Source organism: Paenibacillus sp. FSL R10-2771 (genome assembly GCF_038000205.1).
GTDB lineage: Bacteria > Bacillota > Bacilli > Paenibacillales > Paenibacillaceae > Paenibacillus_AQ > Paenibacillus_AQ phytohabitans.
Genome location: NZ_JBBOBM010000001.1, coordinates 4396151 through 4419936, shown reverse-complemented (window position 1 = coordinate 4419936; position 23786 = coordinate 4396151). Strand labels below are relative to the sequence as shown.

At 52.3% G+C, this 23786-nt stretch carries 18 protein-coding genes; 14 read left to right on the top strand and 4 right to left on the bottom strand.

Going from position 1 to position 23786, the window contains the following annotated elements; all coding sequences use genetic code 11:
- Nucleotides 1-43: 43 nt before the first annotated feature.
- From NSU14_RS19070 to NSU14_RS19055, 4 genes are all read left to right on the top strand, one after another.
- Nucleotides 44-988 carry an ABC transporter permease gene (locus NSU14_RS19070; RefSeq protein WP_039309037.1) on the top strand — a complete coding sequence of 315 codons (945 nt, stop codon included), beginning with the start codon at nt 44-46 and terminating at the stop codon, nt 986-988.
- A gap of 24 nt (nt 989-1012) precedes the next feature.
- A complete protein-coding gene (locus NSU14_RS19065) occupies nt 1013-1888 on the top strand; it encodes a carbohydrate ABC transporter permease (RefSeq protein ID WP_039309035.1) in 876 nt (291 codons plus the stop codon).
- A gap of 64 nt (nt 1889-1952) precedes the next feature.
- Complete coding sequence (locus tag NSU14_RS19060; protein ID WP_340946804.1) at nt 1953-3512, top strand: extracellular solute-binding protein; 1560 nt, start codon at nt 1953-1955, stop codon at nt 3510-3512.
- 31 nt (nt 3513-3543) lie between these two features.
- Nucleotides 3544-4953, top strand: coding sequence for an FAD-dependent oxidoreductase (locus tag NSU14_RS19055; RefSeq protein WP_340946802.1), 1410 nt, complete (start codon nt 3544-3546; stop codon nt 4951-4953).
- A 481-nt stretch (nt 4954-5434) separates the two neighbouring features.
- Here the strand turns inward: NSU14_RS19055 and NSU14_RS19050 are convergent, their stop codons facing one another.
- The 3 genes from NSU14_RS19050 to NSU14_RS19040 form a co-directional block, all read right to left on the bottom strand.
- Entirely contained in the window at nt 5435-6289 is an 855-nt protein-coding gene (locus tag NSU14_RS19050; RefSeq protein WP_042135811.1) for a YihY/virulence factor BrkB family protein, read from the bottom strand.
- 163 nt (nt 6290-6452) lie between these two features.
- Complete coding sequence (locus NSU14_RS19045; protein ID WP_340946800.1) at nt 6453-7607, bottom strand: anaerobic sulfatase maturase; 1155 nt, start codon at nt 7605-7607, stop codon at nt 6453-6455.
- A gap of 24 nt (nt 7608-7631) precedes the next feature.
- Nucleotides 7632-8822, bottom strand: a complete 1191-nt coding sequence (locus tag NSU14_RS19040) for an ROK family protein (protein ID WP_076244280.1) — start codon at nt 8820-8822, stop codon at nt 7632-7634.
- Between the two features lie 220 nt (nt 8823-9042).
- Between NSU14_RS19040 and NSU14_RS19035 the strand changes: the two genes are divergently transcribed.
- A complete protein-coding gene (locus NSU14_RS19035; protein WP_042135815.1) occupies nt 9043-9678 on the top strand; it encodes a chromate transporter in 636 nt (211 codons plus the stop codon).
- Between the two features lie 14 nt (nt 9679-9692).
- Entirely contained in the window at nt 9693-10226 is a 534-nt protein-coding gene (locus NSU14_RS19030; protein WP_042135816.1) for a chromate transporter, read from the top strand.
- A gap of 84 nt (nt 10227-10310) precedes the next feature.
- On the opposite strand, the gene NSU14_RS19025 is transcribed toward NSU14_RS19030, so the two are convergent.
- On the bottom strand, nt 10311-11849 hold the full coding sequence (locus NSU14_RS19025) for a sulfatase family protein (RefSeq protein ID WP_042135818.1): 1539 nt from the start codon (nt 11847-11849) through the stop codon (nt 10311-10313).
- A 103-nt stretch (nt 11850-11952) separates the two neighbouring features.
- Between NSU14_RS19025 and NSU14_RS19020 the strand changes: the two genes are divergently transcribed.
- The 8 genes from NSU14_RS19020 (at nt 11953) to NSU14_RS18985 (ending at nt 23741) form a co-directional block, all read left to right on the top strand.
- Nucleotides 11953-12831: an AraC family transcriptional regulator gene (locus NSU14_RS19020; RefSeq protein WP_305954206.1), complete on the top strand. Its 879-nt coding sequence runs from the start codon at nt 11953-11955 to the stop codon at nt 12829-12831.
- Between the two features lie 76 nt (nt 12832-12907).
- Nucleotides 12908-14710, top strand: a complete 1803-nt coding sequence (locus NSU14_RS19015; protein ID WP_336101910.1) for a sensor histidine kinase — start codon at nt 12908-12910, stop codon at nt 14708-14710.
- Entirely contained in the window at nt 14711-16309 is a 1599-nt protein-coding gene (locus NSU14_RS19010) for a response regulator (RefSeq protein ID WP_340946797.1), read from the top strand. It begins immediately after the preceding gene.
- A 135-nt stretch (nt 16310-16444) separates the two neighbouring features.
- Nucleotides 16445-18016: an extracellular solute-binding protein gene (locus tag NSU14_RS19005; RefSeq protein ID WP_171718399.1), complete on the top strand. Its 1572-nt coding sequence runs from the start codon at nt 16445-16447 to the stop codon at nt 18014-18016.
- 30 nt (nt 18017-18046) lie between these two features.
- On the top strand, nt 18047-19006 hold the full coding sequence (locus NSU14_RS19000) for an ABC transporter permease (protein ID WP_340946794.1): 960 nt from the start codon (nt 18047-18049) through the stop codon (nt 19004-19006).
- A gap of 18 nt (nt 19007-19024) precedes the next feature.
- A complete protein-coding gene (locus NSU14_RS18995; RefSeq protein ID WP_042135825.1) occupies nt 19025-19921 on the top strand; it encodes a carbohydrate ABC transporter permease in 897 nt (298 codons plus the stop codon).
- A gap of 20 nt (nt 19922-19941) precedes the next feature.
- A complete protein-coding gene (locus NSU14_RS18990; RefSeq protein WP_042135827.1) occupies nt 19942-21978 on the top strand; it encodes an alpha-L-arabinofuranosidase C-terminal domain-containing protein in 2037 nt (678 codons plus the stop codon).
- The gene (locus NSU14_RS18985; protein WP_340946791.1) at nt 21975-23741 is read left to right on the top strand and encodes a glycoside hydrolase family 2 protein; all 1767 of its coding nucleotides are present in this window, start codon (nt 21975-21977) and stop codon (nt 23739-23741) included. Before NSU14_RS18990 ends, NSU14_RS18985 begins: the two co-directional genes overlap by 4 nt.
- Nucleotides 23742-23786: the final 45 nt, after the last annotated feature.

Below are 23786 nucleotides of genomic sequence, written 5' to 3'. Positions count from 1 at the left end.
AAACAGATGGGGGTGAATGAACTTGGGTGGGAGTGTCACGGATTTGGACCGGAAGAGCAAACTTCAGGCAACGAGAATCAGGTCCGCCAGCAAGTGGAGGCTCGCCTGGAGAAACAGGGATTATTATGTGCTGCTGATACCCGGTCTGCTGTTTCTGCTGCTCTTCAAATATACACCGCTGTACGGAGTGCTGATCGCATTTCAGGATTTCAACATTTTCGAGGGCATCAGAGGCAGTGAATGGGTAGGGCTGGAGCAATTCCATAAGCTTATCCAATCGGACGAATTCGGAAGGGTATTCATGAATACACTGCTTATCAGTGTGTACAAGATTGTCCTGCTGTTCCCGGTGCCGGTCCTCATCGCGCTGGTGCTGAACGAGGTCAGGCTGATGTTCTTCAAACGGACGATCCAGACGATTATTTATCTCCCGCATTTTCTGTCCTGGGTGATTATTTCCGGTTTGTTCGTCACCATCCTCTCCACCTCGGGCGGACTGGTCAATAATATCATTCAGTGGTTCGGCGGAGAACCGGTCAGCTTTTTTGTCAGCAATGATTATTTCCGCAGTGTGGTTGTCTTTACGGCCGGCTGGAAGGAATCAGGGTGGAACGCGATCGTCTTCATTGCCGCCATTGCCGGGATCGATCAGGAGCAATACGAGGCGGCTGCCATTGACGGGGCGGGGCGAATCCGCAGAATGCTGCATATCTCACTGCCGGGTATCCTGCCGACTGTGGTGCTGATGTTCATTCTCCGGCTGGGCTCGGTGCTCGATGCGGGAACGGAGCAGATTCTGACCATGTACAATCCGGTAGTCTATGAGACAGCGGATGTGATCGGCACCTTCGTCTATCGCATCGGGCTGGGCAAAATGGATTACAGCTTCAGCACCGCGGTGGGCCTGTTCAACTCGGTAGTAGGCTTCATCCTCATCGTTTCGGGAAATTATATCAGCCGGAAGCTGCTGAACCGCGGAATCTGGTAGGCGGGAAAGGAGACAGTATAATCCATGACCAAACGAACCAAAGGCGACAGGCTTCTCGATATCTTTGTCTACCTGTTCCTGATCACACTCGGAGTGATGATGCTGCTGCCGCTGGTTAACGTATTATCGAAATCGGTCAGTGAGGAATGGGCGATTACTTCGGGAAAAGTAGGCATTCTGCCGGTAGGCTTCCAGCTCGACACCCTGCGGGAGGTTATCTCTTCCTCAATGTTCATCCGGGCGTTCTGTGTATCCGTAGGCGTCACGGTAGTGGGCACCCTGATCTCCATCTTAATGACAGCACTGACGGCCTATCCGTTATCCAAACGGAATCTGCCGGGCATCTCCTTTTTCATGGTGCTGTTCATCTTCACGATGCTGTTCAGCGGCGGGCTTATTCCCAATTATCTGCTGATGCGCCAGCTGCATCTGATCAATAATCTGTGGGTGCTTATCCTGCCCGGAATGATCAGTGTGTTCAACATGCTGGTGATCAAAAGCTACTATGAGAGTCTTCCCGAAGCCCTGGAGGAGTCCGCACGGATTGACGGAGCCAAGACGTATACGATTCTGTTCCGGATTATTCTGCCGCTCAGTATGCCGGTGATTGCCACGATTGCGCTTTTTTATGCCGTCGGGTACTGGAATGATTACTTCGGGCCAATGATCTACATCAACGATACCGCGCTTAAGACCTTGCAGCTCTATCTGCAGGATGTGGTGATGGACGCCAGTGCAGCCAACGCCGTCAATAAAAGTGTGGATGATCTGATGAACATGTCACCGGAAGGCATACGTGCGGCAACGGTGGTCGCTTCGACGGTCCCGATTCTGTTCGTATACCCGTTCCTGCAGAAGTATTTCATCAAAGGCGTGCTGATTGGCTCGGTTAAAGGCTGAGGCGGATTTTGAACGAAGTAAGACTGGAAGCTTAAGCTCACAAAACTTATAGGGGGTTATCTTAATGAAACAGACAAAGTGGCTGTCACTCCTGCTGAGTACCGGGCTGCTGCTCGCTGCAACTGCCTGTGGTTCTTCTAACAACACGAATAGTAACGGGGGGGACGCTTCAACAGCAGCACCAGCTTCTGCAGAAGCAACTGCCGCACCGGCAACGTCAGAGAATGCTGCCAAGCCGGAGCTGAAATCGCTTAATCTGTGGTCGAAGGATGATTACAATACGTATCCGCTGGCCAAGGTGATCGAAGAGCGGACCGGCTATAAGGTGAAGTATGAGATGCTTCCCGCCGACAAGGCGATGGATAAGCTCAATCTGCTGATCTCCTCTGCCGAGCCGTATGATGTCATTACCATTTCCGGTGAAAAAGCCGTGTATACCGATTATGCCAAAATGGGCGCACTGGTGGATCTGACCCCGCTCATCGAGGAGTTCGGCGATAATATCAAAGCTTCCATCTCCCAGGCGTCCTTCGATGCAATGAAAATTGACGGCAAAATCTATGGTATTCCCAACAGCTCCTCACAATTTGCCGGTGCCGATCTGATGATCCGCCAGGACTGGCTCGATAAGCTGGGGCTGAAGACGCCGACTACGCTGGATGAGTTCACCGAAGTGCTGAAGGCCTTCAAGGAGAAAGATCCTGGAGGAACCGGGAACAGCGGCGCCCCGATGTCAATCGATGGTGCACTGGCAACAACGGCGAATATTACAGGTGCCTTCGGAATAGGCACGAGCTGGAATACGGTGGACGGCCAGCTGGTTCCGGCCCCGCTGCATCCGGGCTTCAAGGAATATCTGACATATATGTCCGATCTGTATGAGCAGGGGCTGCTCGATAAGGAGTTTGCCGTGAACAAGGATGCTACCCTGAAGGAGAAATTCACCAGCGGCAAGATCGGGGTTATTCAGCTGCCATGGTACGACATTCCCGGGATTGCCGATGCCCTGACCAAGAACTTCCCTGACGCCAAATACGCATATCTTCCTGCCCTCAAAGGCAAAGACGGTCAAATGGGCCTCGGCATGAGCGGCGGGTTCGACCGCATCACCTTCATTCCGAAATCTGCGAAGCATCCTGAAGATGCGATGAAATGGATCAACGCCAAGCTGGAAAAAGAAACCTTCAAACTGATTGCCATCGGTGAAGAAGGCAAACATCATACGTATAAAGACGGCGTATACAGCCCGATCCTGCCGCTGTTCACGGACGAACGCGGCAACGCCAGCAATTATCTGACCGGTATAGACGAGAAGCTGTACCCGATCTACTGGCAGGCCCGGGTGCAGAAGGATGCACGCCTGTTTGCAGGCTTCTCTTACCTGAACAATGAGCTTCCGGCGGAAGCAAGAATTGCCGATCCGCTGGCGCTGGCGCCATCCCTGCCGGAATATTCGAAGAACAATGCTTCGCTGAATCAGATGATTAATGATTTTGCCGTCAAAGTCATTGTCGGTGAAGAGTCCCCGGATGCCGTGGCTGATTTCGCCGAGAAATATAAAGCTGCAGGCGGAGAGGCCAGCACCAAAGAGGTGAATGACTGGTATGCTACAGTGGAGAAATAGAGTCAAAGAAAACATTTTAGGAGGTAAAAGAATGAACAGCTACAGGATGCGGAGCAGTGAGATTCCGCTGCAGGATTCCTGGGATGTCATCGTTGCAGGCGGCGGGCCGGCGGGTTGTACGGCGGCCGCTGCCGCAGCCCGGGAAGGGGCAAGGACACTGCTGATCGAAGGAACAGGCAGCCTGGGCGGAATGGGCACATCGGGACTTGTGCCGGCCTGGTGCCCGTTCTCGGACATGAAGACGATCATCTACCGGGGACTGGCGATGAAGGTGTTTGAAGCTTTGAAGGCGCAGATGCCGCATGTAAGCCAAGAGGCGATGGACTGGGTTCCGATCGAACCGGAGAAGCTCAAGGTCATCTATGATGAGCTGGTAGCCGGAGCCGGGGCAACGGTGCTGTTCCATACGCAGCTGGGTTCCGTGGAGGCGGATGAGGAAGGTAATGTGCTGGCGCTGATCACTGCCAGCAAGAATGGACTGCAGGCGCTGAAGGCCAAGGTCTATATTGACTGCACGGGCGATGCCGATGTAGCGGCCTGGGCGGGAGCGGAATATCTCAAGGGTGATACGGCAACCGGTGAGCTGATGCCTGCCACGCACTGTTTTACCTTGGGCAATGTCGATGAATATGCTTATCTGAACGGTCCGCTGCTGCATAACAATAATAAAACCAGCCCGATCTTCGATATTCTGGGCTCCGGCAAATTCCCCTTGATTCCGGACTCGCATATCTGTAACAATGTCATTGCTCCCCGGACGGTGGGCTTCAACGCGGGGCATCTATGGGATGTGGATAATACGGATGCCTTCTCCGTATCCGCTGCATTAATGCAGGGAAGGAAGCTGGCCTCCGTCTATAGGGATGCCCTGGCCGAGTTCATGCCTGCTGCGTTCGGCAGCTCTTATGTAGCCAACACCGGCTCGCTGATGGGGGTACGGGAGACGCGGAGAATTACCGGAGACTATGTGCTGAGTGTGGATGATTACGTTAGCCGCCGCAGCTTCGCGGATGAAATCTGCCGCAACAGCTACTTCATTGATATCCATGGGACGGAGAAGGAAGAGAAGCAGGCGGGAGGCAAGCCGGAGGTCATTAAACGTTACGGTCCGGGAGAATCGCACGGCATTCCATACCGCTGCCTGACGCCGCGTTCACTGAAGAATGTGCTGGTCGCGGGACGTTCGATCTCCTGTGTCCGTGAGGTGCAGGGGAGTGTCCGGGTGATGCCGGTCTGTCTGGCGATGGGCGAAGCGGCCGGGATTGCCGCAGCACTTGCTGCGAATCTGCCGGATTATGACGTGCATGCAGTGGATGTAGCTGTGCTGCGCAAGCGGCTGAAGGAGGAAGGCGCTTATCTGCCGGATCCCGCAGACGGAACAGAATTTGGTGATCCGGGTGCGGCGGCAGGAGAAGAGGGAAAACCGGTGAGGTATCACTGAGATACGAAGCAAAATGATGCTTAGCTAATAGCTGTTTCCAAGCAGGCAATCTCCCGGGCGTCGGGGGGTTGCCTGTCTTGTTGTACAGGAATCGTACACCTTGCGAAAAACCGAATACAATGTGCCCCTGATAGGGTAGATGAACCGAATGTATGCGAAAAACCGAATACAATGTGCCGATGATAGGGCAGACGAGCCGAATGTATGCGAAAAACCGAATACAATGTGCCCATGATAGGGTAGACGAGCCGAATGTATGCGAAAAACCGAATACAATGTGCCCATGATAGGGTAGACGAGCCGAATGCATGCGAAAAACCGAATACAATGTGCCCATGATAGGGTGGACGAGCCGAATGTATGCGAAAACCCGAATACAATGTGCCCATGACAGGGCAAACGAGCCGAATGAGGCTGCATCCCTCTGATCCCAGCGGCTGCAGCCCCAAGTTAGTTGCTGTTAAAAATATTGATAATCCGGTTATTCTACCGTTGCTCCGTCAACCTTGCGTTTGAGTAGGATCGCGTTGATCTCGCCTCCGGCGAGGATAATAATCGAGCTGATATACAGCCAGATGAGCAGAATCATTACACCTCCGAGACTGCCGTAGGTTTTGGTGAAATCACTGAACTGATTGACGTAAATGGAGAATAGAACTGATGTAATAATCCAGCCGAGGGTCGAGAACAGCGCACCGGGCACCACCTCACGCAGAGCCAGCCTGCGGCTTGGGGCGATCCAGTAGAGCAGGGTGAACACAATGAACATGACCAGCAGCGGCACGGCGTATTGCAGCAGATCCCATAGCTTCTGGAAACCGTAAGGCAGATCGGTCAACAGGAAGACCTGTGTCTTGAGCCAGGTACCGAGGACAAGCAGCAGAATGCTGAGCAGTACGACAAAACCGATAGTCAGGGTAGCGAGGAAGGCGATCCCTCTAATTTTCCAGAAGGCCCGGCTCTCATCAATGTCATAAGCGCGATTGAGCCCCTTAATGATTGCATTGACCCCCTTGGAAGCGGCCCAGAGTGTAGCCAGCATCCCGAAGGATAACAGCGCCTGACTGCGTCCCTCGGACACATCCTGCAGAATCTCTTCTATAATAGAGACGGCTTCGGCAGGCATCACCTGTTCCAGCTGCTGGATTTTGTCCTCCAGGGAAATATTCGCGTACCCGATCAGGGTCATAATGAAGATCAGAAAGGGAAACAGCGACAGAATCAGATAATAGGTCAGCTGTGCGCTGATCCCCTGGACATCATCGGCTTTGATTTTTTGCAGCAGCTGTTTGATGAATGTGAATGTGCCGCCGGAACCGGCAGTCCTTCTGCTCATATAGCCCTCCTTCACTTATTGCGGTATAGGCCTGTTTATGAAAATATATCCATATATATGTGTCCCGCACAAAATTATCCTTAGGTTCAACAAACTTGGTCTTATTTTAACACAGGGGGAGGTAAGAAACAGAATGGCGGTGGACTATTAATTACGGAACAAGTTAAGGCATGACCCTGGGAAGACGCAGCCGGTCTGCCAGAAGCTGCATTCTCTCATCAGCATAAGCGTAGATGCGCATATAGCTCTGGCAAAAATAATCGGGACCGCTGCGGCCTTCCTCCGTGTTCCATTTCCGGTTCCGGGGGCATCCGCCATAACATAACCGCTGCCATTCGCAGGATTGACATTTGTCCGGGAGAGCGGGCTTCATCCGGTGGAACCGCCTAAAGTTGGGATGGGCAAGCATATCCGCAATGGAATCTTCGGCAACGTTGCCGACCTTCCACTCCTCATTGATGTAGAAATCGCAGGGGAAGGCGTCCCCGTTCTGCTCCAGCACCAGGCTTGAAGGACATGCAGCGCGGTGTACACAGGATTCCGCTTCCCCGCCCAGGTAGACGCTGAGCATATTATCGAAGAACCGTACCGATATTTCGGGCTTGCCGTCCTGATACCATTCGTCGAAGGCTTCACACAGGAACTCCCCGTATTCGTCCGCTGAAATTTCATATTCCCCCGGCTGATCAACCTGCTGGGCTCTGAAGTCCATGCAGGGGATAAACTGAATGAACCGGAAGTCCTGCTCCCGGTAGAACGCCATCAGTTCCCGGGCTTTGCCCACATTGCCTTTATGAATTACTGTCAAAATATTAAAGTCAACCTGGTGCCGGCGAAGATGGCCGATGCCGTTCATCACCTGACTATAACTGCCTTTGCCTGCGGCATTCACCCGGCGTGAGTCATGAATCTGCTGCGGGCCGTCCAGACTGACTCCGATCAGAAAATGATAAGTTTTGAAGAAGGCAGCCCACCGCCCGCTGATCAGTGTAGCGTTGGTCTGCAGGGAATTACTGATAACCGTATGCGGCGGGGCATGCAGGGCCTGGCGGTATACGACTTCTTCGAAGAATTCGTGACCTGCCAGCAGCGGTTCTCCGCCCTGCCAGGCGAAGGTGGCACTGCCTGAGCTGTGCCGCATATAATCCTGGATGAATTTATCCAGAACGAAAGAATCGATCCGGTTAATTGCCGGTCCGGGCTTCCCTCCACAGGTACTGTAATAACAATAGTCGCAAGCCAGATTACAATCCTCTGATACCGTCTTCCACATGACACCTAAACCGGACTGAGAACCGGCAGCGCAATTGAGAGACACAGCAATCCCCTCCTGTCTTCCTATTTATTCCACATACCAGTCATTTAGCAGCATGATGGCCGCTCCGGTGGCTACGGCCTCTTCTTTAAGATATCCTTGCGTAAAAAACGGACTGTTCTCGGGGGAGGGATAAGTGTTCTTCCTGGCGACCTCAACCGAAGTGTCGAACACAAGCTGATGTGCCCGGACCAGGGGGCCGCCCAGAACGACACACTCCGGATGAAGGGTATTAATCAGATTAGCCAGCCCGATCCCCAGATACGCAGACGATTCCGTGAATTGTTCAGTAACGAGCTTGTCCCCTTGCTGGAGAGCTTCAGATAAGGAGGCAAAGGTGACCTGTTCCGGAGAAATTTCCGCTAGTAAGCTGCTGCGTCCAATCTTTAACTGTGTGCGTACACGCTCTTCCAGCGCCGGAACAGACACGAAGGCTTCAAGGGCTCCGTAGTTTCCTTTGCCGTGCAGTCTGGGGCCGTTGGTCTGGATAATCATCTGACCCAGCGCACCCTCTGCGCCGGAGGCTCCCCGAACGATATGGCCGCCGGACATCATCGCGAACCTTATAGTTGTTCCGGCATGTACATACAGGATGTGCTTATAATTGTTGGACTTGAGAGCCCGGTGCTCACCGATGAGGGCGCAGTTTGCGCCATTGTCAAGCTTGACCGGTATTTCAAGCCGTTCCTCCAGCATTTCGCAGATGGGGACATTTGTCCAGGAGGCGGCCGGAAAGTGCTCCGGCTCCAGAATAATCCCGCGTTCTGAGTTCAAGGGACCAACAGCGCCTATCCCCAACCCCAGAACGCTGCCTGGCGATATTCCGTGCTCCGACAGAAGAGCCCGGGCACTGTCCGCAACATGATCCGCGAGCAGCGGGGGCGTCATGCGATCATCCATTATCCACCGGGTCATAGACAGCAGATTGAAATGCATATCATACAAGCCAAGTGAAGAATGAATGCGGGAAATTTCCAGCCCGAACAGATACCTGTATGCCGGGTTACACTGGAACAGGATGGGCTTCCTCCCGCCTTTGGAGGTTCCCAGCCCGGAGGCAATAATTAACCCCTGGGATGACATGTCATCAAGAAGACGTGTCATACTGCTGCTGGTCAGTGCAAAATCATTCAACAAATCGGCTTTGGAGGCAGTTCCCAGATAGGATATGCGGTCATAGACCTGTTTTTTGATAGACGCATTAGGGTGGGGCAGCATCAGGCTTATCTCCATTTCCAAGTTTATTAGTAGGAATACCTAAGATAATTCCAAAATGATTTTTATTCAACGAAAATAAGACTTTATACACTCTGATTATGAAGTATTAACAGAATATTTACAATAAAATTCATGACTTTAATCCAAAATGAAATTAATTATGCTAAAATACAAGTGACATCTCTTGGGAGAGCAGAAAAGAATGTAAGGGTGAACTGGAATGAAGCAAAGAGCGGGCAGGAAAATGAATTTGCTTTGGAGTATTTTTTGCGTATTTTTCAAAATTGGACCCTCCACCTTTGGAGGCGGTTATGCCATGATTGCAACCATCGAAGAAGAAATTGTACGAAAAAAGGGCTGGATGAACGAAGAGGAAATGGGTGACATGATATCCGTGTCCGGTTCCGCTCCCGGAGGGGTGGCCGTCAATAGCGCAACGTTTATCGGCTATCGTCTTGGCGGAGTGGCGGGAGCCGTGGCTGCCGTCACTGCAATAACCCTGCCTACCTTTCTGATCGTGTTCCTCCTCAGCGGGCTCAGGCTTTTATTCAAAGACAACGTCAAGGTAGAAGCTGCTTTGAAGGGCATTCATGCTGCGGTAGCAGCCTTGATTATTGTTGCGGCCGGCAAGATGTGGAAAGCTTCTGTTCTGGACGCGGCGACGTTTGTGCTTGTAGCTGTATCGCTGGCCTTGCTGTTGTTCACCCAGATTCATCCGTTTTATCTGATTGTGGGCGGGCTGACAGCCGGAGTCCTGGTGGTTCTGTACAAAAAGAAACAGGGGATGAGCGTAGTTACGGAAAAGGTGCGAACGGAGGAACGCCGTGACCTGCAGTTTCCTGAATACTACATCTGAAGGGTGATTATCTTATGCTGTGGGAGCTGTTGCTGGTTTTTATTAAAGTGGGGTTAGTTTCTTTTGGGGGCGGTTATGCGGTTATAACGCTGATTCAGCGGGAGGTTTCCGAAAAAGGATGGATGGGCAGCGGCGCTTTTCAGGAAATTGTTTCTTTGGCAGGGATGGCTCCGGGCTCTATCGCGACGAATACCGCGACCCTGATCGGATACTCCAAAGCAGGGCTGGGGGGAGCGATAGCGGCAACGGTCGGCATTATTCTGCCATCGCTAATTATCGTCATTTGTATCGCTGTCTTCTTTCTGAAGCTGCAGAGCAATGACTGGGTCAGATCTTCATTCTACGGACTGCGTCCGATTGTAACCGGCTTAATCCTCTACGCGGCGGTTCATTTCGCATTTAGCGGACAAAGCGGATCCTGGTTAAGCTGGACAATGGCGGGCTCGCTGCTGATCTGCGGCGGATGCCTCGTTCTTGTTGCCAAATATAAGATGCATCCGTTTGCGGTGATCCTCCTGTCGGCGGTAGCAGGCATTGTTATTTTCTGACTAAATATATTATTCTGAAAAAAGCGTGAGCGAAGGGAGGAATCCTTGCTCACGCTTTCTTATTTCTCCATGGACCGGCCTGCTTCAGGCATGATGAATTCTCGGCATAGGCAGCGGTTCCTTGCCCAGCTCCGCCCAAATATATTTCAGCAGAAGCTCAGTCTTCAGCTGCCCGTGTTCCGGCTCGTCCCACAGATTATGAAGTTCGTGCGGGTCCTGCACTAAATCGAAGATTTCGCCGTACTGCTGATTGTAGTAGACCGTAATTTTATATCTTGCATCAATATAAGTCTTCTGGTGAATGGTCGTAGGCTCATGACGGAATTCGCAAATGGCATGGTCACGCGCCTGATTCTTGCGGCCCAGCCATACGTCCTTCTGATCCACACCAGTCATCGACGAAGGAACGGGAAGATTGGCAAATGATAAGAAGGTAGGCGCCAGGTCAACGAGTGACTGGATCGCATCCGTCTGTCTGCCTGCCGGAACATGCCCGGGATATCTGACGATGAACGGAAGCTTAATTAAATCCTCGTAATGAAATCCTCCTTTGGCCTGCAGACCATGTTGTCCGAAGAAATGCCCGTGATCAGTTGTAAAGACGACGAGCGTGTTCCCGGCGAGTCCGAGTTCATCGAGCTTATCCAGAATGCTGCCGATATACTTATCCATCATGCTGATCATTCCGTAATAGACCGCTACCAGTTTCTTTTTGTCGTAATCCGTCAGAAGCGCTTTATCCCCGTATTCATAATACAGGTGGGAGCGGTACCCGTGAATGCCGAAGCCGGTTTCCATGAACTGCGAGAAGTCGGGGTTGTCTTCCTGTGTCATGCCGAAATGCGGCGGATTCCGGTCATGTTCCCCGGCCGTCAGTGAAGGAATAGTCAGCGTGTCAGGGTTATACATCGAATCCCAGGGCTCCGGCACCAGATATTCAGGATGCGGATCAAAGAAGCTGGCCCAGAGAAAGAACGGATCTCCTGATTGTTGATGCTCTTCCAGGCGGGCCTTGCTCCGCTCTGCAATCCAGGTGTTGTAATGATATTTCTCCGGAATGGGCCATGTGTAGGTTGCAGACGGGTCCATTGTCCCTGTTGGAGGGAGGAAATAATCCCGCCAATTGTGACAGCCCTGTTCTTCCAGCCATAAGGCATAATGCTGGCCGACATGTGCTTCGTTCGTATGGTTCCGGGCAAGCTCCACATGGTCGAATCCGTAGAAGGACTCGTGGAAACTGCTCCAGTAATCCAAATCCTGCAGCAGCGGGTAAGCTTCCTTCGATTCATATTCCTCCGTGGACTTCAGGGGCTGAAAATGGGCTTTGCCGATCAGCGAGGTCTGATAACCCGCTTCACTGAAGTCTTCCCCTACCGTGTGGCGGTCCTCCAATAGCTTCGTTCCGAGTGTCCATGCCCCGTGCTGGCTCGGGTACATTCCCGTGATGATAGAGGAACGGCTTGGCGTGCAGGTGGGATTCGGGCAATAAGCCCGGCCGAAGGTTGTCCCTTGCTGTGCCAGCCGGTCCAGATTCGGGGTGGAAATCTCGGGCTGGAAGGCACCGATGGTATTCCAATGCTGTTGATCGCTGGTAATTAGTAAAATGTTAGGTCTACTGGACAATGGTTATCGCCTCCTATTATGATAATATTGAAAAAACAACATTTTTTAAATAGCCTGATGTTAGATTTGAATTGTCATTTTGTTAGATGGAGGGAGTGGGGATATGTCAGGAGTGTTGCAGAATCTGCAGGAATACGAATATGAATATGCCGAGTTTATCTACTATTCACCCGGATATTTGGATAGGGAGGGGCAGCTATGGCCTGTCCGTGCCGGCCGTAGTCAGGCTAAGCCGAACTACAGGGTGGGTCCCAAAAGGATCGAGTGCTACAGCCTTCATTTCGTGTATGAAGGAAAGGTTGGCCTTAACTATGGAGATGAGCACATTGAACTGCAAAAGGGCGACATGTTCTGTCTGTTTCCGGATCAGACGTATCATTATTACATCATTCCCGCGGAATCACCGCTGCAGATGAGCTGGCTTGCGCTGGATGGAAGCAGAGTGATGCCGCTGCTGAAGCTAACCGGGATGGTGCCTGAGAAGCCGTATGCTCTTGGTAAGGTGACATCCCGCATTAAGGAAGTACTGGAACGCATATTCGGGGCAATGACAAGGTACGGGCGGTGGGACCCGGCTGTGTCCTTGGAGCTGCAGGGACAGACCTGCGAATTGCTGGCCGTCCTGATGCCCGGAGCATTCCCGGCTGATACACCATCACCTTCAGGCTGGGTATCGGAGTGTATGGAATTTATGAACCTCCATGCTACTGAAGGGATATCCGTTCAGCAGGTTGCCTCGTATGCGGGTGTACACCGATCCTATTTCACCAGTGCTTTTACAAGCCAGACCGGCGTATCTCCGCAGAAGTACATCCAGAACATCCGTATGGGCAAGGCTAAACGGCTGCTTGCTGAAACCGATGCTTCAATCACGGAAATCGCCTTGTCACTCGGCTATCCCAACCTGTATACGTTTACCCGGGCATTCAAGTCCTACTACAAGACTTCCCCGCTGCATACCCGTTCAGCTGGAGGCGGATAACGGCACGGTTTTGTTTTCTGATAATATGATAGCGCTTACTGAAAGTCATTTCCCTCATGTGAAGGAGAGACCGAGAATGAGATTTACAGCTCTGCGCAATAAAATATCACCGAAGCTGGGGATTCAGGGGAAAATATTCATCGCGTTCGGACTGCTCAGTCTATTCTCTATTGTAACGATCACCTCCATTATCTATCTGAATATGCGTGAGACGATTAAGCATAACGCCATTACTTCGGTTGCGGACAGTATCCGTCAAGCCGACGAATCCCTGAATCTTATGTTTGAGGAGATCGATCGTCTGAACACGGTTGCCGTTACGAATAAAAATACGGTAATCGATATATTGCTGAGCCCCAGCGAGGAAATCAGCTATGAGTGGTTTCTGGAGCAAAAGCGGATTAATGAATTTCTGTCAGGTCTGATCGGCTATAAGCCTTATATAACACGCATCGCTGTAATTGGCCTGAACGGTAAGGTTTTCTTCACCGGGGGACCTTGGGTTGACCGTAATTTCCTGCAGACGCAGGCGATGGACTACATGTTAAACAACGGGGAACGCCACGCTTATTTCAAACAAGAGGGCAGCCCGGATGTGATTTCCGTCGGCCGTGTCATCCGGTATAACAGGGAATCCATTGGTGTGGTGATGGTGGATTTGAACTATGATTTCATCCGCAACACGTATGGCGTCAAGCCGACAGCGGATAGTGTCCTGTATGTACTGGATGAACAGATGGAGCTGGTATACCAGTCTGATTCTGCCCCTGCATCACTCTCGCCGCAAATGACAAGAACGATATATACCGCTCCGCAGCTTGCGGGAACAGCTGTTCAAGAGGCGGCAGAGCAGAAGATTGACGGTAAGTCCTATATTGTCGTCAGCCGCCGCTCCGGGCACACCGGCTGGATTACCCGGGCGCTTATTCCTCTGGATTCTCTCGTGAGTGAATCGGTGAAGGTCCGGAATCTGATGGTTGAAGTATCAGTTATCGTCTTTGTCGCAGTTTTGCTGGGAGCCATGCAGATGTCCTCCAGGACTACACTGCAAATCCGGCGGCTCAAAACGATGATGATGCGGGTGAAGGACGGTAATTTATCCTTTCCGCGTATGGAGATTAACTCGAAAGACGAAATCGGTGAACTCTACACTGTGTTCATCAGCATGATTGATGATCTGAAGCGGCTGATGCAGGATATCCGGATTAGCGAGCAGGCGAAGCGTGAAGCTGAGCTTACGGCACTGCAGGCACAGATCCGTCCTCATTTTTTGTACAACACGCTCAATACCATCAAGTATTTGGCTAATCTGAACGGTGTGCCGAATATTGAAGAGGTCTCTGGATCTTTAATCGAGCTTATGCGCGGGGTGCTGGGGAATTCAAGTGAATTTCTTACCGTCAGGGAAGAGCTGGATTATGTGAACTGCTATATGTCGATTGTGAAATACAAGTATATGGAGCCGATAACAGTTCAGGTTCAAGTGGAAGATGATGAGTTGCTGGAATGCCGGGTGCTTAAGCTGATGCTCCAGCCTATTGTGGAGAATGCCATCCTGCACGGGGTTGTCCCGTCGGCCAGAGGCGGACTTATTCTGATCAGAGTATACGGGGAGGGCGGGGATCTGTTCATAGAAATCATGGATAACGGGCCGGGGATGTCGCGGGAGAAAATGCGGCTGCTTCTGGAATCCGGCAGGGAGGGAAGCGCGTCGCGCTTCAGCGGAATCGGCGTGCGGAATGTGCATGAACGAATCTGCAGAATGTACGGGGAGCCGTACGGTATCACGCTGTTCAGTGAAGAAGGATTGTATACCAAGGTGGTCATTCGTTTGCCGGAGATTCGTACGGATGAACGATCCGCAGAGGAGGCAGGTTGAATGTTGATTCAAGTGCTGCTGGTGGATGATGAACCGCTGGTACATCATCATCTGTCAACGATGACGGATTGGCGGAGTCATGGTTTTGAGATTTGCGGAGAAGCCTATAGCGGTCCAATGGCGCTCCAGGCTCTTGAAGAATTGCAGGCGCATATCGCAATTATAGATGTGAATATGCCGGGCATGAATGGTGTGGAGCTGCAGCGGACCATCCGGGAGCGGTATCCGGCTGTAAAGACAATTATGCTCAGCAGCTATGATGATTATGATTATGTGCGGGAATGCCTGAGGAACGGGGCTGCAGACTATTTGCTGAAGCACCGCCTGAATGACCAATCCCTGATCGCCATTCTGAAGAAGGCTGCCCGGGAGCTGGAGGAGGAGACCGAAACATCGGGTCTGCGGCTGGAGGACGGGAGCCTGGATACGGGCAACAGAACTGAAAGTTTACGTGAGCAGACGCTCCAGCTGCTGGCCGGCAAGCCGGAGGCTGCCGCCATACTTGAGAAGAGCATGCGCCTGAGCGGACTTCTGCCTGGTGTGGTCTGTTATATGGCCGCCGCTGTCCAAATCGTTCCCTTCCTGCTGTTGACCCAAACACGCAGTGATGTGCAGATTAACGGTCTGGTCCGGCAGGCGGTAGAACTAATGCAGCAGAGTCTCGGCGATCTGCCCGAGCGGATGGCCGTTTATGTAGAAAATGGCCGTTTGGCCATCCTGTTCGCATTCAGAGAACGGAGCGAGCAGGCTGCCGCCAGCGAAGCTGGCCGGCTGATGAGCAATGTCAGCCATTCGCTTGAGCTATTCCTGAATTTGAAATGCACTTATGCTATAGGCCATATGTGCAGCAGCCTGTCCAAGCTCGAAGACAGTTACCGTTCGGCTGAACGTGTCCTCGATAACGCTGCTACACGGCTGGAGCCGGATAGCAGTCTTAACGATCCCCGCCTCCTGATGACGATCGGGAATCAGAAGCAGCTGCTTCTAGCCATTGAACGGCTGGATATGGAAGAGGTAGAGCGGTCAATTACCAGTGCGTTCGCCTCTGTCCAGAAGCATCCGCTTCATTCGCCAAGTGTGCAGATGATTGTCAGCGAGCTGCTGGCCATAGGGGAAAAGACATTAACAAGAGATGAAGCTGCAGATGGCGGACTGCCTTCCCGGGAAGAACTCGGCAATATCAATAGCGTAGCCGGGCTGGAACGGTGGCTGATAATTTATTATGAAGGTCTGCTGGGCCGGCTCCGCCGGAGACAGGCGCAAGGCTCCTATTCGAGACATGTGTCCCAGGCGGTTCAGCTTATTCTGGAACGTTATCAGAGTTACATTACGCTGGAGCTGACCGCTGACCTGATCGGGCTCAACCCGTCTTATTTAAGCAGGATTTTCAAAGAAGAGACGCGGACGACCTTCTCCGAATATTTGAACCGTGTCCGTATTGATGCAAGCTGCAGACTGCTCGAAAGCGGAAAATACACGGTTAAACAAATTAGTATTCAGGTCGGGTTCACTACGTACAATTATTTTTTCAAAGTATTCAAGGAGCTGACCGGCACGACGCCGCATGCCTTTGTGAGCCATCCGCCTGCTGCGAAATGAAACGGTAAGATAAGTGTAGTAAAAAGTCATATATGTGGAATTCCCCTCTTTGCGTGTCCGGCTATAATAAAGTCACATCAAGGGAAGCGCTTACAACGATGGGTTGAGCGAGATCTAAAAGGAGGTTATACAGACATGCGTAAACAACGGACTAAAACGGCGCTAAGCCTGATGGTCATTGCCGCACTGGCAATGGCGGGGTGCAATTCAGGAGCAGGCAACGGCAATGAGGCTGCACCTAAGGCGACCGCAGACCAATCGGTGAGCAAGGACGGGTTTCCGATCGTGCAGGAACCGGTGAAGCTGAGTATGTTCACCCGGATCGCTCCCGTCAACGGACCCTTCAAGGATATGCCGGTCTTTCAGGATTACGAGAAGCTGAGCAATGTGCAGGTGGAGTTCACTGAAGCACCAACCGATGGCTTTCAGGAGAAGAAGAATCTCCTATTCGCCTCCAATGAGCTTCCGGATGTGATGTACCGCTCCGGAATCACCCAACTGGAGGCCATCCGTTACGGCTCGGGCGGCCAGCTCATTCCGCTGGAGGATCTGATCCGCGACTATGCCCCGAATTTCAACAAGCTGATGGATGAGTATCCGGAGATCCGTGCGGGCATCACGACGCCGGAAGGCCATATTTACGCGATTCCGGGCATCGTTACCCTGAGTGCGGCACGGACAGACAAGAAGTGGATTAACCAGGCCTGGCTGGAGAAGCTGAACCTGAAGGTGCCGGAGACGACGGATGAGCTGTACGATGTGCTGGTCGCCTTCCGCGATCAGGACCCGAACGGCAACGGCCAAAAGGATGAGCTGCCGCTGACCGCGCGCGTCGGCCTCAGCGTCGTGACGATGATGAGCGGATCGTTCGGACTGGATCAGCAGTTCGGTTATAACATCAATCTTGAGAATGATAAGGTTGAAATCTGGATGGGCAGCGAACAGAACAAGGAAATGCTCATGTACTTGAGCAAGCTGTATGCAGATAAGCTGCTGGACCAGGAAGTATTCTCCCATACGGAGGCCCAGTTCCTGGCCAAGCAGGGCTCAGGCAAAACGGGCATGTTCTTCGACCAGACGAATAACAATTTCCTGCCGATCTCGGATCAATATATCGGCATTGCGCCGCCGGCGGGTCCGCACGGAGACCGGATGCAGAGCCAGACGGCTCCGATCCCGCGTGACTTTGGGGCGTATGCCATTACTTCAGTCAATAAATATCCGGAAATCTCCATGCGCTGGGTCGACTATTTCTATAGCGACGAAGGCTCGACGCTGCTGCGGTTCGGGCGGGAAGGCGAACATTATGAGCTGAAGGACGGGATTCCCTATTACAAGGAAGAGTATTCTACTTCCGAGACCCAGCCGAAAATCACTCCGTACGCCGGCGGAGGGGCGCCGCATCTGATCAGTGAGCATGTAGCTTCTTATATCAATCCGCCTCAAGTGCAGGAAGCGCAAAAGGCGCTGGATCCGTACATGCCGGCAATCCGCTATGCCGCTCCAATGTTTGACGAAGCAACGGCCCAGAAGGTGAACATGCTGCGCAATGACATCGACAAATATTATGAAGAACAAAGCACGAAATTCATCGCGGGTGCGCTCAGCTTCGACAAATGGGATGAATTCCAGGCAACCCTGCAAAAGATGAATGTCGAAGAGCTTCAGCAAATTTATCAGGAAGCCTACGACAAGATGGAGAAATAGGCTGATCCTATTGGATAGGAGCGGATGTTCATGAATAAGGCGGAGATTCATAATACGGCTGCAGCGCCCCGGTTCCGCCGGGAACCGGGGCGCCGCCTGGTCAGGCAAATTACCAGAAGATACGACTTGTATCTTATGCTGCTGATCCCGGTCACCTGGTATTTAGTGTTCCATTACGGCCCGCTGTACGGGCTGCAGATTGCCTTCAAAAATTTTAATCCGGGCAAAGGGATTCTCGGCAGCAGCTGGGTGGGATTCGAGCATTTTCAGCGTTTTTTTGACTCCTATTATTTCTGGAGACTTCTCTGGAATACGCTGTCCATCAACCTGTTCTCCCTGCTGATTGCTTTTCCGGTTCCGATTATGCTGGCACTGCTGATCAACGAAATCGGCAGCAAGAGATACAGTAAATTACTGCAGAACGTCACTTATATCCCGCACTTTATCTCAGTTGTTGTTATCGTGGGCATTCTGACAGTGCTCCTGTCACCGAGCGGCCCGGTCAACATGCTGATTCAGGCGCTTGGCGGAACGCCGACCCGCTTCATGGAATCGGCCGCATGGTTCAAAACGATCTTCATCAGCTCAAATATTTGGCAGAACATGGGCTGGCAATCCATTATATACATCGCTGCGCTTAGCGGAATTAATCCGCAGCTGTACGAAGCAGCCAAGATGGACGGCGCGTCCCGTATCCGGCGTATCTGGCATGTCTCTCTGCCCGGAATCATCCCGGTTATCGTTATTTTACTGATTCTGGATATTGGGCAGTTCATGAACATCGGATTCGAGAAGATATTGCTGATGCAGAATAATTTGAATCTTGAAGCAAGCGATGTAATTTCCACTTTTGTATACACTACCGGAATTCTAAAGGGCGAATACAGCTATACTGCGGCAATAGGGCTTTTCAACTCCCTGATTAACCTGACGCTGCTCCTGCTGGTGAACCGGTTTGCGCGCAAAACGTCGGATACGAGCCTGTGGTAATGGAGGAGGAGACGGGCAATGCCTAAGGATGTAATTATAAAAGCCCCACCCGATGAGAAGCGGTTCGACGTTATCGTATACCTGCTCGCAGCAATAATCATTATTTTAGTGCTATATCCATTACTATTTGTGGTCAGCGCTTCGTTCAGTGATCCCGCCAGGGTACTGAACGGGGAAGTATGGCTGCTGCCCAAAGGCGTGACACTGGAAGCCTACAGCAATATTTTGCACAACGATAAAATTTGGACCGGATACCGCAATACGCTGATCTACACAGTTGTTGGTACAAGTGTCAATATTATGATGACTCTGCTTGCCGCATACCCGCTGTCCAGACCGGATCTTCCCGGACGCAAGCTGCTGATGCTGATTGTGACCCTGACCATGTTCTTCAGCGGAGGATTGATTCCCAGTTATCTGCTGGTCAAAAATCTCGGGATGGTCGATACAATGTGGGCGCTCATTATTCCCGGGGCCATTTCTACGTACAATCTCATTGTTATGAGAACTTACTTTGAATCCAGTATCCCGTGGGAGCTGCAGGAGGCGGCGCACATCGACGGCTGCTCCAACTGGAGGCTGCTGATCACTATCATTCTGCCGTTGTCGAAGCCGATTATTGCCGTAATGGTTCTGTTCTATGCCGTGGGACACTGGAATTCATTCTTCAATGCGCTGATTTATATCCGCAGCGAGGACCGGTACCCGCTGCAGCTGGTGCTGCGCGAAATACTGATGATCAGCCAGGCTGCCTCTGTAGACGGGGGGAATGTCGGGCTGGAGGATAAAATCCTGCTCTCCGAGAGCATTAAATACGCGGTCATTATCGTATCCAGCCTGCCGGTGCTGCTGATGTATCCTTTTGTTCAGAAGCACTTCGTTAAAGGGGTAATGATTGGTTCAATAAAAGGTTAATCGGAAACGGAGGATTGAAATTGTCTAACCAAGCAACGATAACGATCGACTGCAGCCAGCCAAGCGGGCATACGGTCAACCCGTACCTGTTCGGACATTTCGTGGAGGATATCCGCGATCATATGGAAGCCATGCTGGCGTATCCGCTGAAGGATATGGATTTCGAAAGTGAGCCGGGGAGTACGGCAGGGGTGCCGGGAAGCTGGTATGCCTATACGAATGGACGGAATACCGGATATGCACTTGAAGCGTCTGCCCCTAAGCATTCGGGCCGCGCCCAGCGCATCCGCCTGCTGAGTGATGATGAGGCCTATGCCGGCATCGCCCAGAGGACCGCTCTCCAAGAAGGGCGGTATACGGTCAAGCTGGTGCTTAGAGCTTCCGTTGAACTGGACTACATTATTATAGAAGCGATAGACAGGATTACCCAGGCACGGCTGGGGCTTGAGCGTGTCGGACTGGCGGGCCATAATTGGCAGCAGTATGAAGCCAGGCTGTCTGTCAGCCGGGACAGCGCAGATGCAGAGTTTCGTGTGTATGTGCCGGCCGAACACCCCAGATGGAGGGATCATGTATCTACCGGCATGTTATGGATTGATCATGTCTCTCTGCTCCCGGAAGACCACATCGGCACCGTAAAACGTAAGGTGGTCGAAATGACGAAAGACCTGAACGCCGGGATGATGCGGCTGGCGGGCAACTATATCAGCGCCTATCATTTCGAGCACGGCGTCGGTCCGGTGCTGGAGCGTCCGGTCATGTTCAATGAGGCATGGGGAGGATGGACCAGCAAATATTTCGGTACGGATGAATTCATCCGGTTCTGCCGGGAGCTCGGTGTGGAACCGCTCATCTGTGTGAATGACGGCTCCGGCTCGCCGGAGGAGGCAGCGAGGTGGGTGGAATACTGCAATGGCGGGATCGAAACTCCCATGGGAGCGAAGCGGGCCGCGAACGGGTATGCGGAGCCCTATAATGTGAAGTATTGGGAGATTGGCAACGAGGTGTGGGGACCCTGGCAGGTCGGAACAACCACGGCGGAGCAGTTCGCCAAGCGGACCGTGTCCTTCATTCAAGCCATGGAACAGGCAGATCCCTCCCTTGTTATTCTGGCCTGCGGACATACGGATCAGGAATGGAACCGGACCGTACTGGATATCGCAGGTGAGCAGATCGATTATTTGACCCTGCATCTCTATCATGGCTACTACCGTTTTGCAATGGACCATGATACTCCGGAAGAAGAACGCTATAAAGCCATAGCTTCATTCCCGGAATGGACCCGCTACAATATAGAACAGACGGCGGGACAGATCCGGTCCAATCCGAAGCATGGTCATGTGAAGCTGGCAATTACCGAATACAATACGATGTATTATCCCAACACGGTACGCAAAGGGCTGCCGGACGAACACACGCTGGGCGCTGCGGTAGCCAATGCTGCCAATTTGAACGAGATGCTCCGTGCCAGTGAGATGGTACATATCGGCAGCTTCTCCGATCTGGTGAACGGATGGCTCGGCGGCTGTATCCGGGTGGGGGATTATTATGCCGATCAATACTGCGGCAAGCTGCCGGGCTGGAGCGGGCACCCGTTAACCGTCTATGGCACGCCAACCTATGAAGTCATGAAGCTCTATGCGGGCCGTGATATTTCCCGCCTGCTGCCCGTGGATACGGAGTGCGGCACTTTCTCCGTAAGCTCCGGCAAACCGGCGCCGATCAATCTGGACGCCCTGCCGGAGCTGGATATCGCAGCGTTCACGAACGGGTCCGGCGATACAGTCACCGTGTTTGCCGTTAACCGGAGTCTGCAGGAAGTGAAGGCTTCCTTCACACTGCACGGATTCGAGGCTGACGGTACTGTAGTTGTATATGAAATAACGGGAGAATCTGAACGGGAGATCAATTCTGTCTTTGCGCCAAGCCGTATCTCCTGCAAGGTTAACGAGGTTTCCGCTGAAAGATGGGCGGAGGACTGTCTGCTGCGTCCGGCATCGGTCTATGCACTGGAATTCAGAACCGGGTCTGACACACGGGACGGGGGAGCACCATGACAACCAAGGCGTATATCAAGGATTATCCCAGACCGCAGTTCGTCCGCAGGGAGTGGCAGTCTCTTAACGGTGAATGGGGCTTCCGGTTTGATGACCAGAATACCGGAGAAAGCGGGAGATGGCAGGAACAGCTGAACGCAACCCATACCATTACCGTTCCCTATACTTACGAGACGCAGGCAAGCGGAGTCGGTCTTCAGGAATTTCATCCCCGGGTGTGGTACAACAAATCCGTGTCCATTCCGGAGGCTGCTGCCGGGAGACGGGTGATCCTCCACTTTCAGGCGGTGGATTATCACGCCAAAGTATGGGTGAACGGCATCCTGGCAGGCAGTCATCAGGGAGGATATGCTGCTTTTTCCTTCGACATTACCCCCTATCTTGTATCCGGGAAGGATAATAACATTACGTTAAAGGCAGAAGACAGTAATGACTGTACCCAGCCCCGCGGGAAGCAGCGCTGGACGAAGGACAATTTTGAATGCTTTTATGTGCAGAGCACCGGAATCTGGCAGACCGTCTGGCTGGAATATGTGGAAGAGCAGAGGCTGGATTCTGTAAAAATCACTCCGGATATCGACCGCTCCAGCGCCTCGTTCGATGTTCAGGTACACGGACTGGAGACGGCGGCAGGAAAGATCCTTCTGGAGGCTGCAGTTACTTTAAAGGGAGTCCCGGTTAAGACCACAAGCCAGATTATAGACCGGCCCCGCCAGACGGTGGAAATCGATTTGCTGCATGAGGCAAGCGGTCCCTGGAAGCGGAGCTATTGGTCACCGGCACAGCCAAATCTGTATGATGTCGAGTTTATACTCTATGTGGACGGCAAAGTCGCGGACCGCGTGCATTCCTATTTCGGGATGCGGAAGGTATCGATCGGGAACGGCAAGGTGCTGCTTAATAATGCGCCAATCTATCAAAGGCTTATTCTGGATCAAGGCTACTGGACAGAGAGCCACCTGACACCGCCGAGCGAGGAAGCGATAGTTGCAGATATTGATTATATTCTGGCGATGGGCTACAACAGCGTACGCAAGCATATGAAAATTGAAGATGCCCGCTTCCTGTACTGGTGCGATGTAAAGGGCCTGCTGGTATGGTCGGAGATGGCGGCAACGTTCGAATTTCATGACCGCGCCGTTGAGAGCTTCACGAACGAATGGCTGGAGATCGTCCGGCAGCAGTATAATCACCCCAGCATTATTACCTGGGTGCCGTTCAATGAGTCTTGGGGCGTCCCGAACATTCTGCACGACCAGAGGCAGCAGAAATTCACAGAAGGTATTTATCACTTAACCAAAGCGATTGACCCCTACCGCCCGGTGATTACGAATGACGGCTGGGAGCATACCGTGTCGGATATTCTGACCCTGCATGACTACGTTGAAATGGGTGAAGGCTTCTTAAGCAGATACGGTGACAATAAAGAAGCCATCGTGAATAAAGAGACCACCTGCAATCAATGGAAATATGCATTCGCGGAGGGATATGCGTACAGAGGCCAGCCCATCATTATATCGGAATTCGGCGGGATCGCCTTCCAGTCCGATAAGGGCTGGGGATACGGGCATCAGGTGGCATCGGAGGAAGAATTCCTGAACCGCTTCGCAAGCCTGACTCAGGCGATCAAGAGTGTGGATTATATCTGCGGGTACTGCTATACCCAGCTCACCGATGTGCAGCAGGAAATCAACGGTCTGCTGACAGAGGCACGCGAGCCGAAAATTCCGCTGGATAAGATTAAAGAGATCAATCTGAAGTAATCGAATGGATAAGGACTGACCCGGAGCCAGGGAATGGCCGGGCCG

What these genes read in the sequence shown, in the direction of transcription:
- NSU14_RS19065 (WP_039309035.1), top strand. Translation starts at nt 1,013, where the DNA reads ATGACCAAACGAACCAAAGGCGACAGGCTTCTCGATATCTTTGTCTAC.
- NSU14_RS19060 (WP_340946804.1), top strand. Translation starts at nt 1,953, where the DNA reads ATGAAACAGACAAAGTGGCTGTCACTCCTGCTGAGTACCGGGCTGCTG.
- NSU14_RS19055 (WP_340946802.1), top strand. Translation starts at nt 3,544, where the DNA reads ATGAACAGCTACAGGATGCGGAGCAGTGAGATTCCGCTGCAGGATTCC.
- NSU14_RS19050 (WP_042135811.1), bottom strand. Translation starts at nt 6,289, where the DNA reads ATGAGCAGAAGGACTGCCGGTTCCGGCGGCACATTCACATTCATCAAA.
- NSU14_RS19040 (WP_076244280.1), bottom strand. Translation starts at nt 8,822, where the DNA reads ATGCTGCCCCACCCTAATGCGTCTATCAAAAAACAGGTCTATGACCGC.
- NSU14_RS19035 (WP_042135815.1), top strand. Translation starts at nt 9,043, where the DNA reads ATGAAGCAAAGAGCGGGCAGGAAAATGAATTTGCTTTGGAGTATTTTT.
- NSU14_RS19030 (WP_042135816.1), top strand. Translation starts at nt 9,693, where the DNA reads ATGCTGTGGGAGCTGTTGCTGGTTTTTATTAAAGTGGGGTTAGTTTCT.
- NSU14_RS19020 (WP_305954206.1), top strand. Translation starts at nt 11,953, where the DNA reads ATGTCAGGAGTGTTGCAGAATCTGCAGGAATACGAATATGAATATGCC.
- NSU14_RS19015 (WP_336101910.1), top strand. Translation starts at nt 12,908, where the DNA reads ATGAGATTTACAGCTCTGCGCAATAAAATATCACCGAAGCTGGGGATT.
- NSU14_RS19010 (WP_340946797.1), top strand. Translation starts at nt 14,711, where the DNA reads ATGTTGATTCAAGTGCTGCTGGTGGATGATGAACCGCTGGTACATCAT.
- NSU14_RS19005 (WP_171718399.1), top strand. Translation starts at nt 16,445, where the DNA reads ATGCGTAAACAACGGACTAAAACGGCGCTAAGCCTGATGGTCATTGCC.
- NSU14_RS19000 (WP_340946794.1), top strand. Translation starts at nt 18,047, where the DNA reads ATGAATAAGGCGGAGATTCATAATACGGCTGCAGCGCCCCGGTTCCGC.
- NSU14_RS18995 (WP_042135825.1), top strand. Translation starts at nt 19,025, where the DNA reads ATGCCTAAGGATGTAATTATAAAAGCCCCACCCGATGAGAAGCGGTTC.
- NSU14_RS18985 (WP_340946791.1), top strand. Translation starts at nt 21,975, where the DNA reads ATGACAACCAAGGCGTATATCAAGGATTATCCCAGACCGCAGTTCGTC.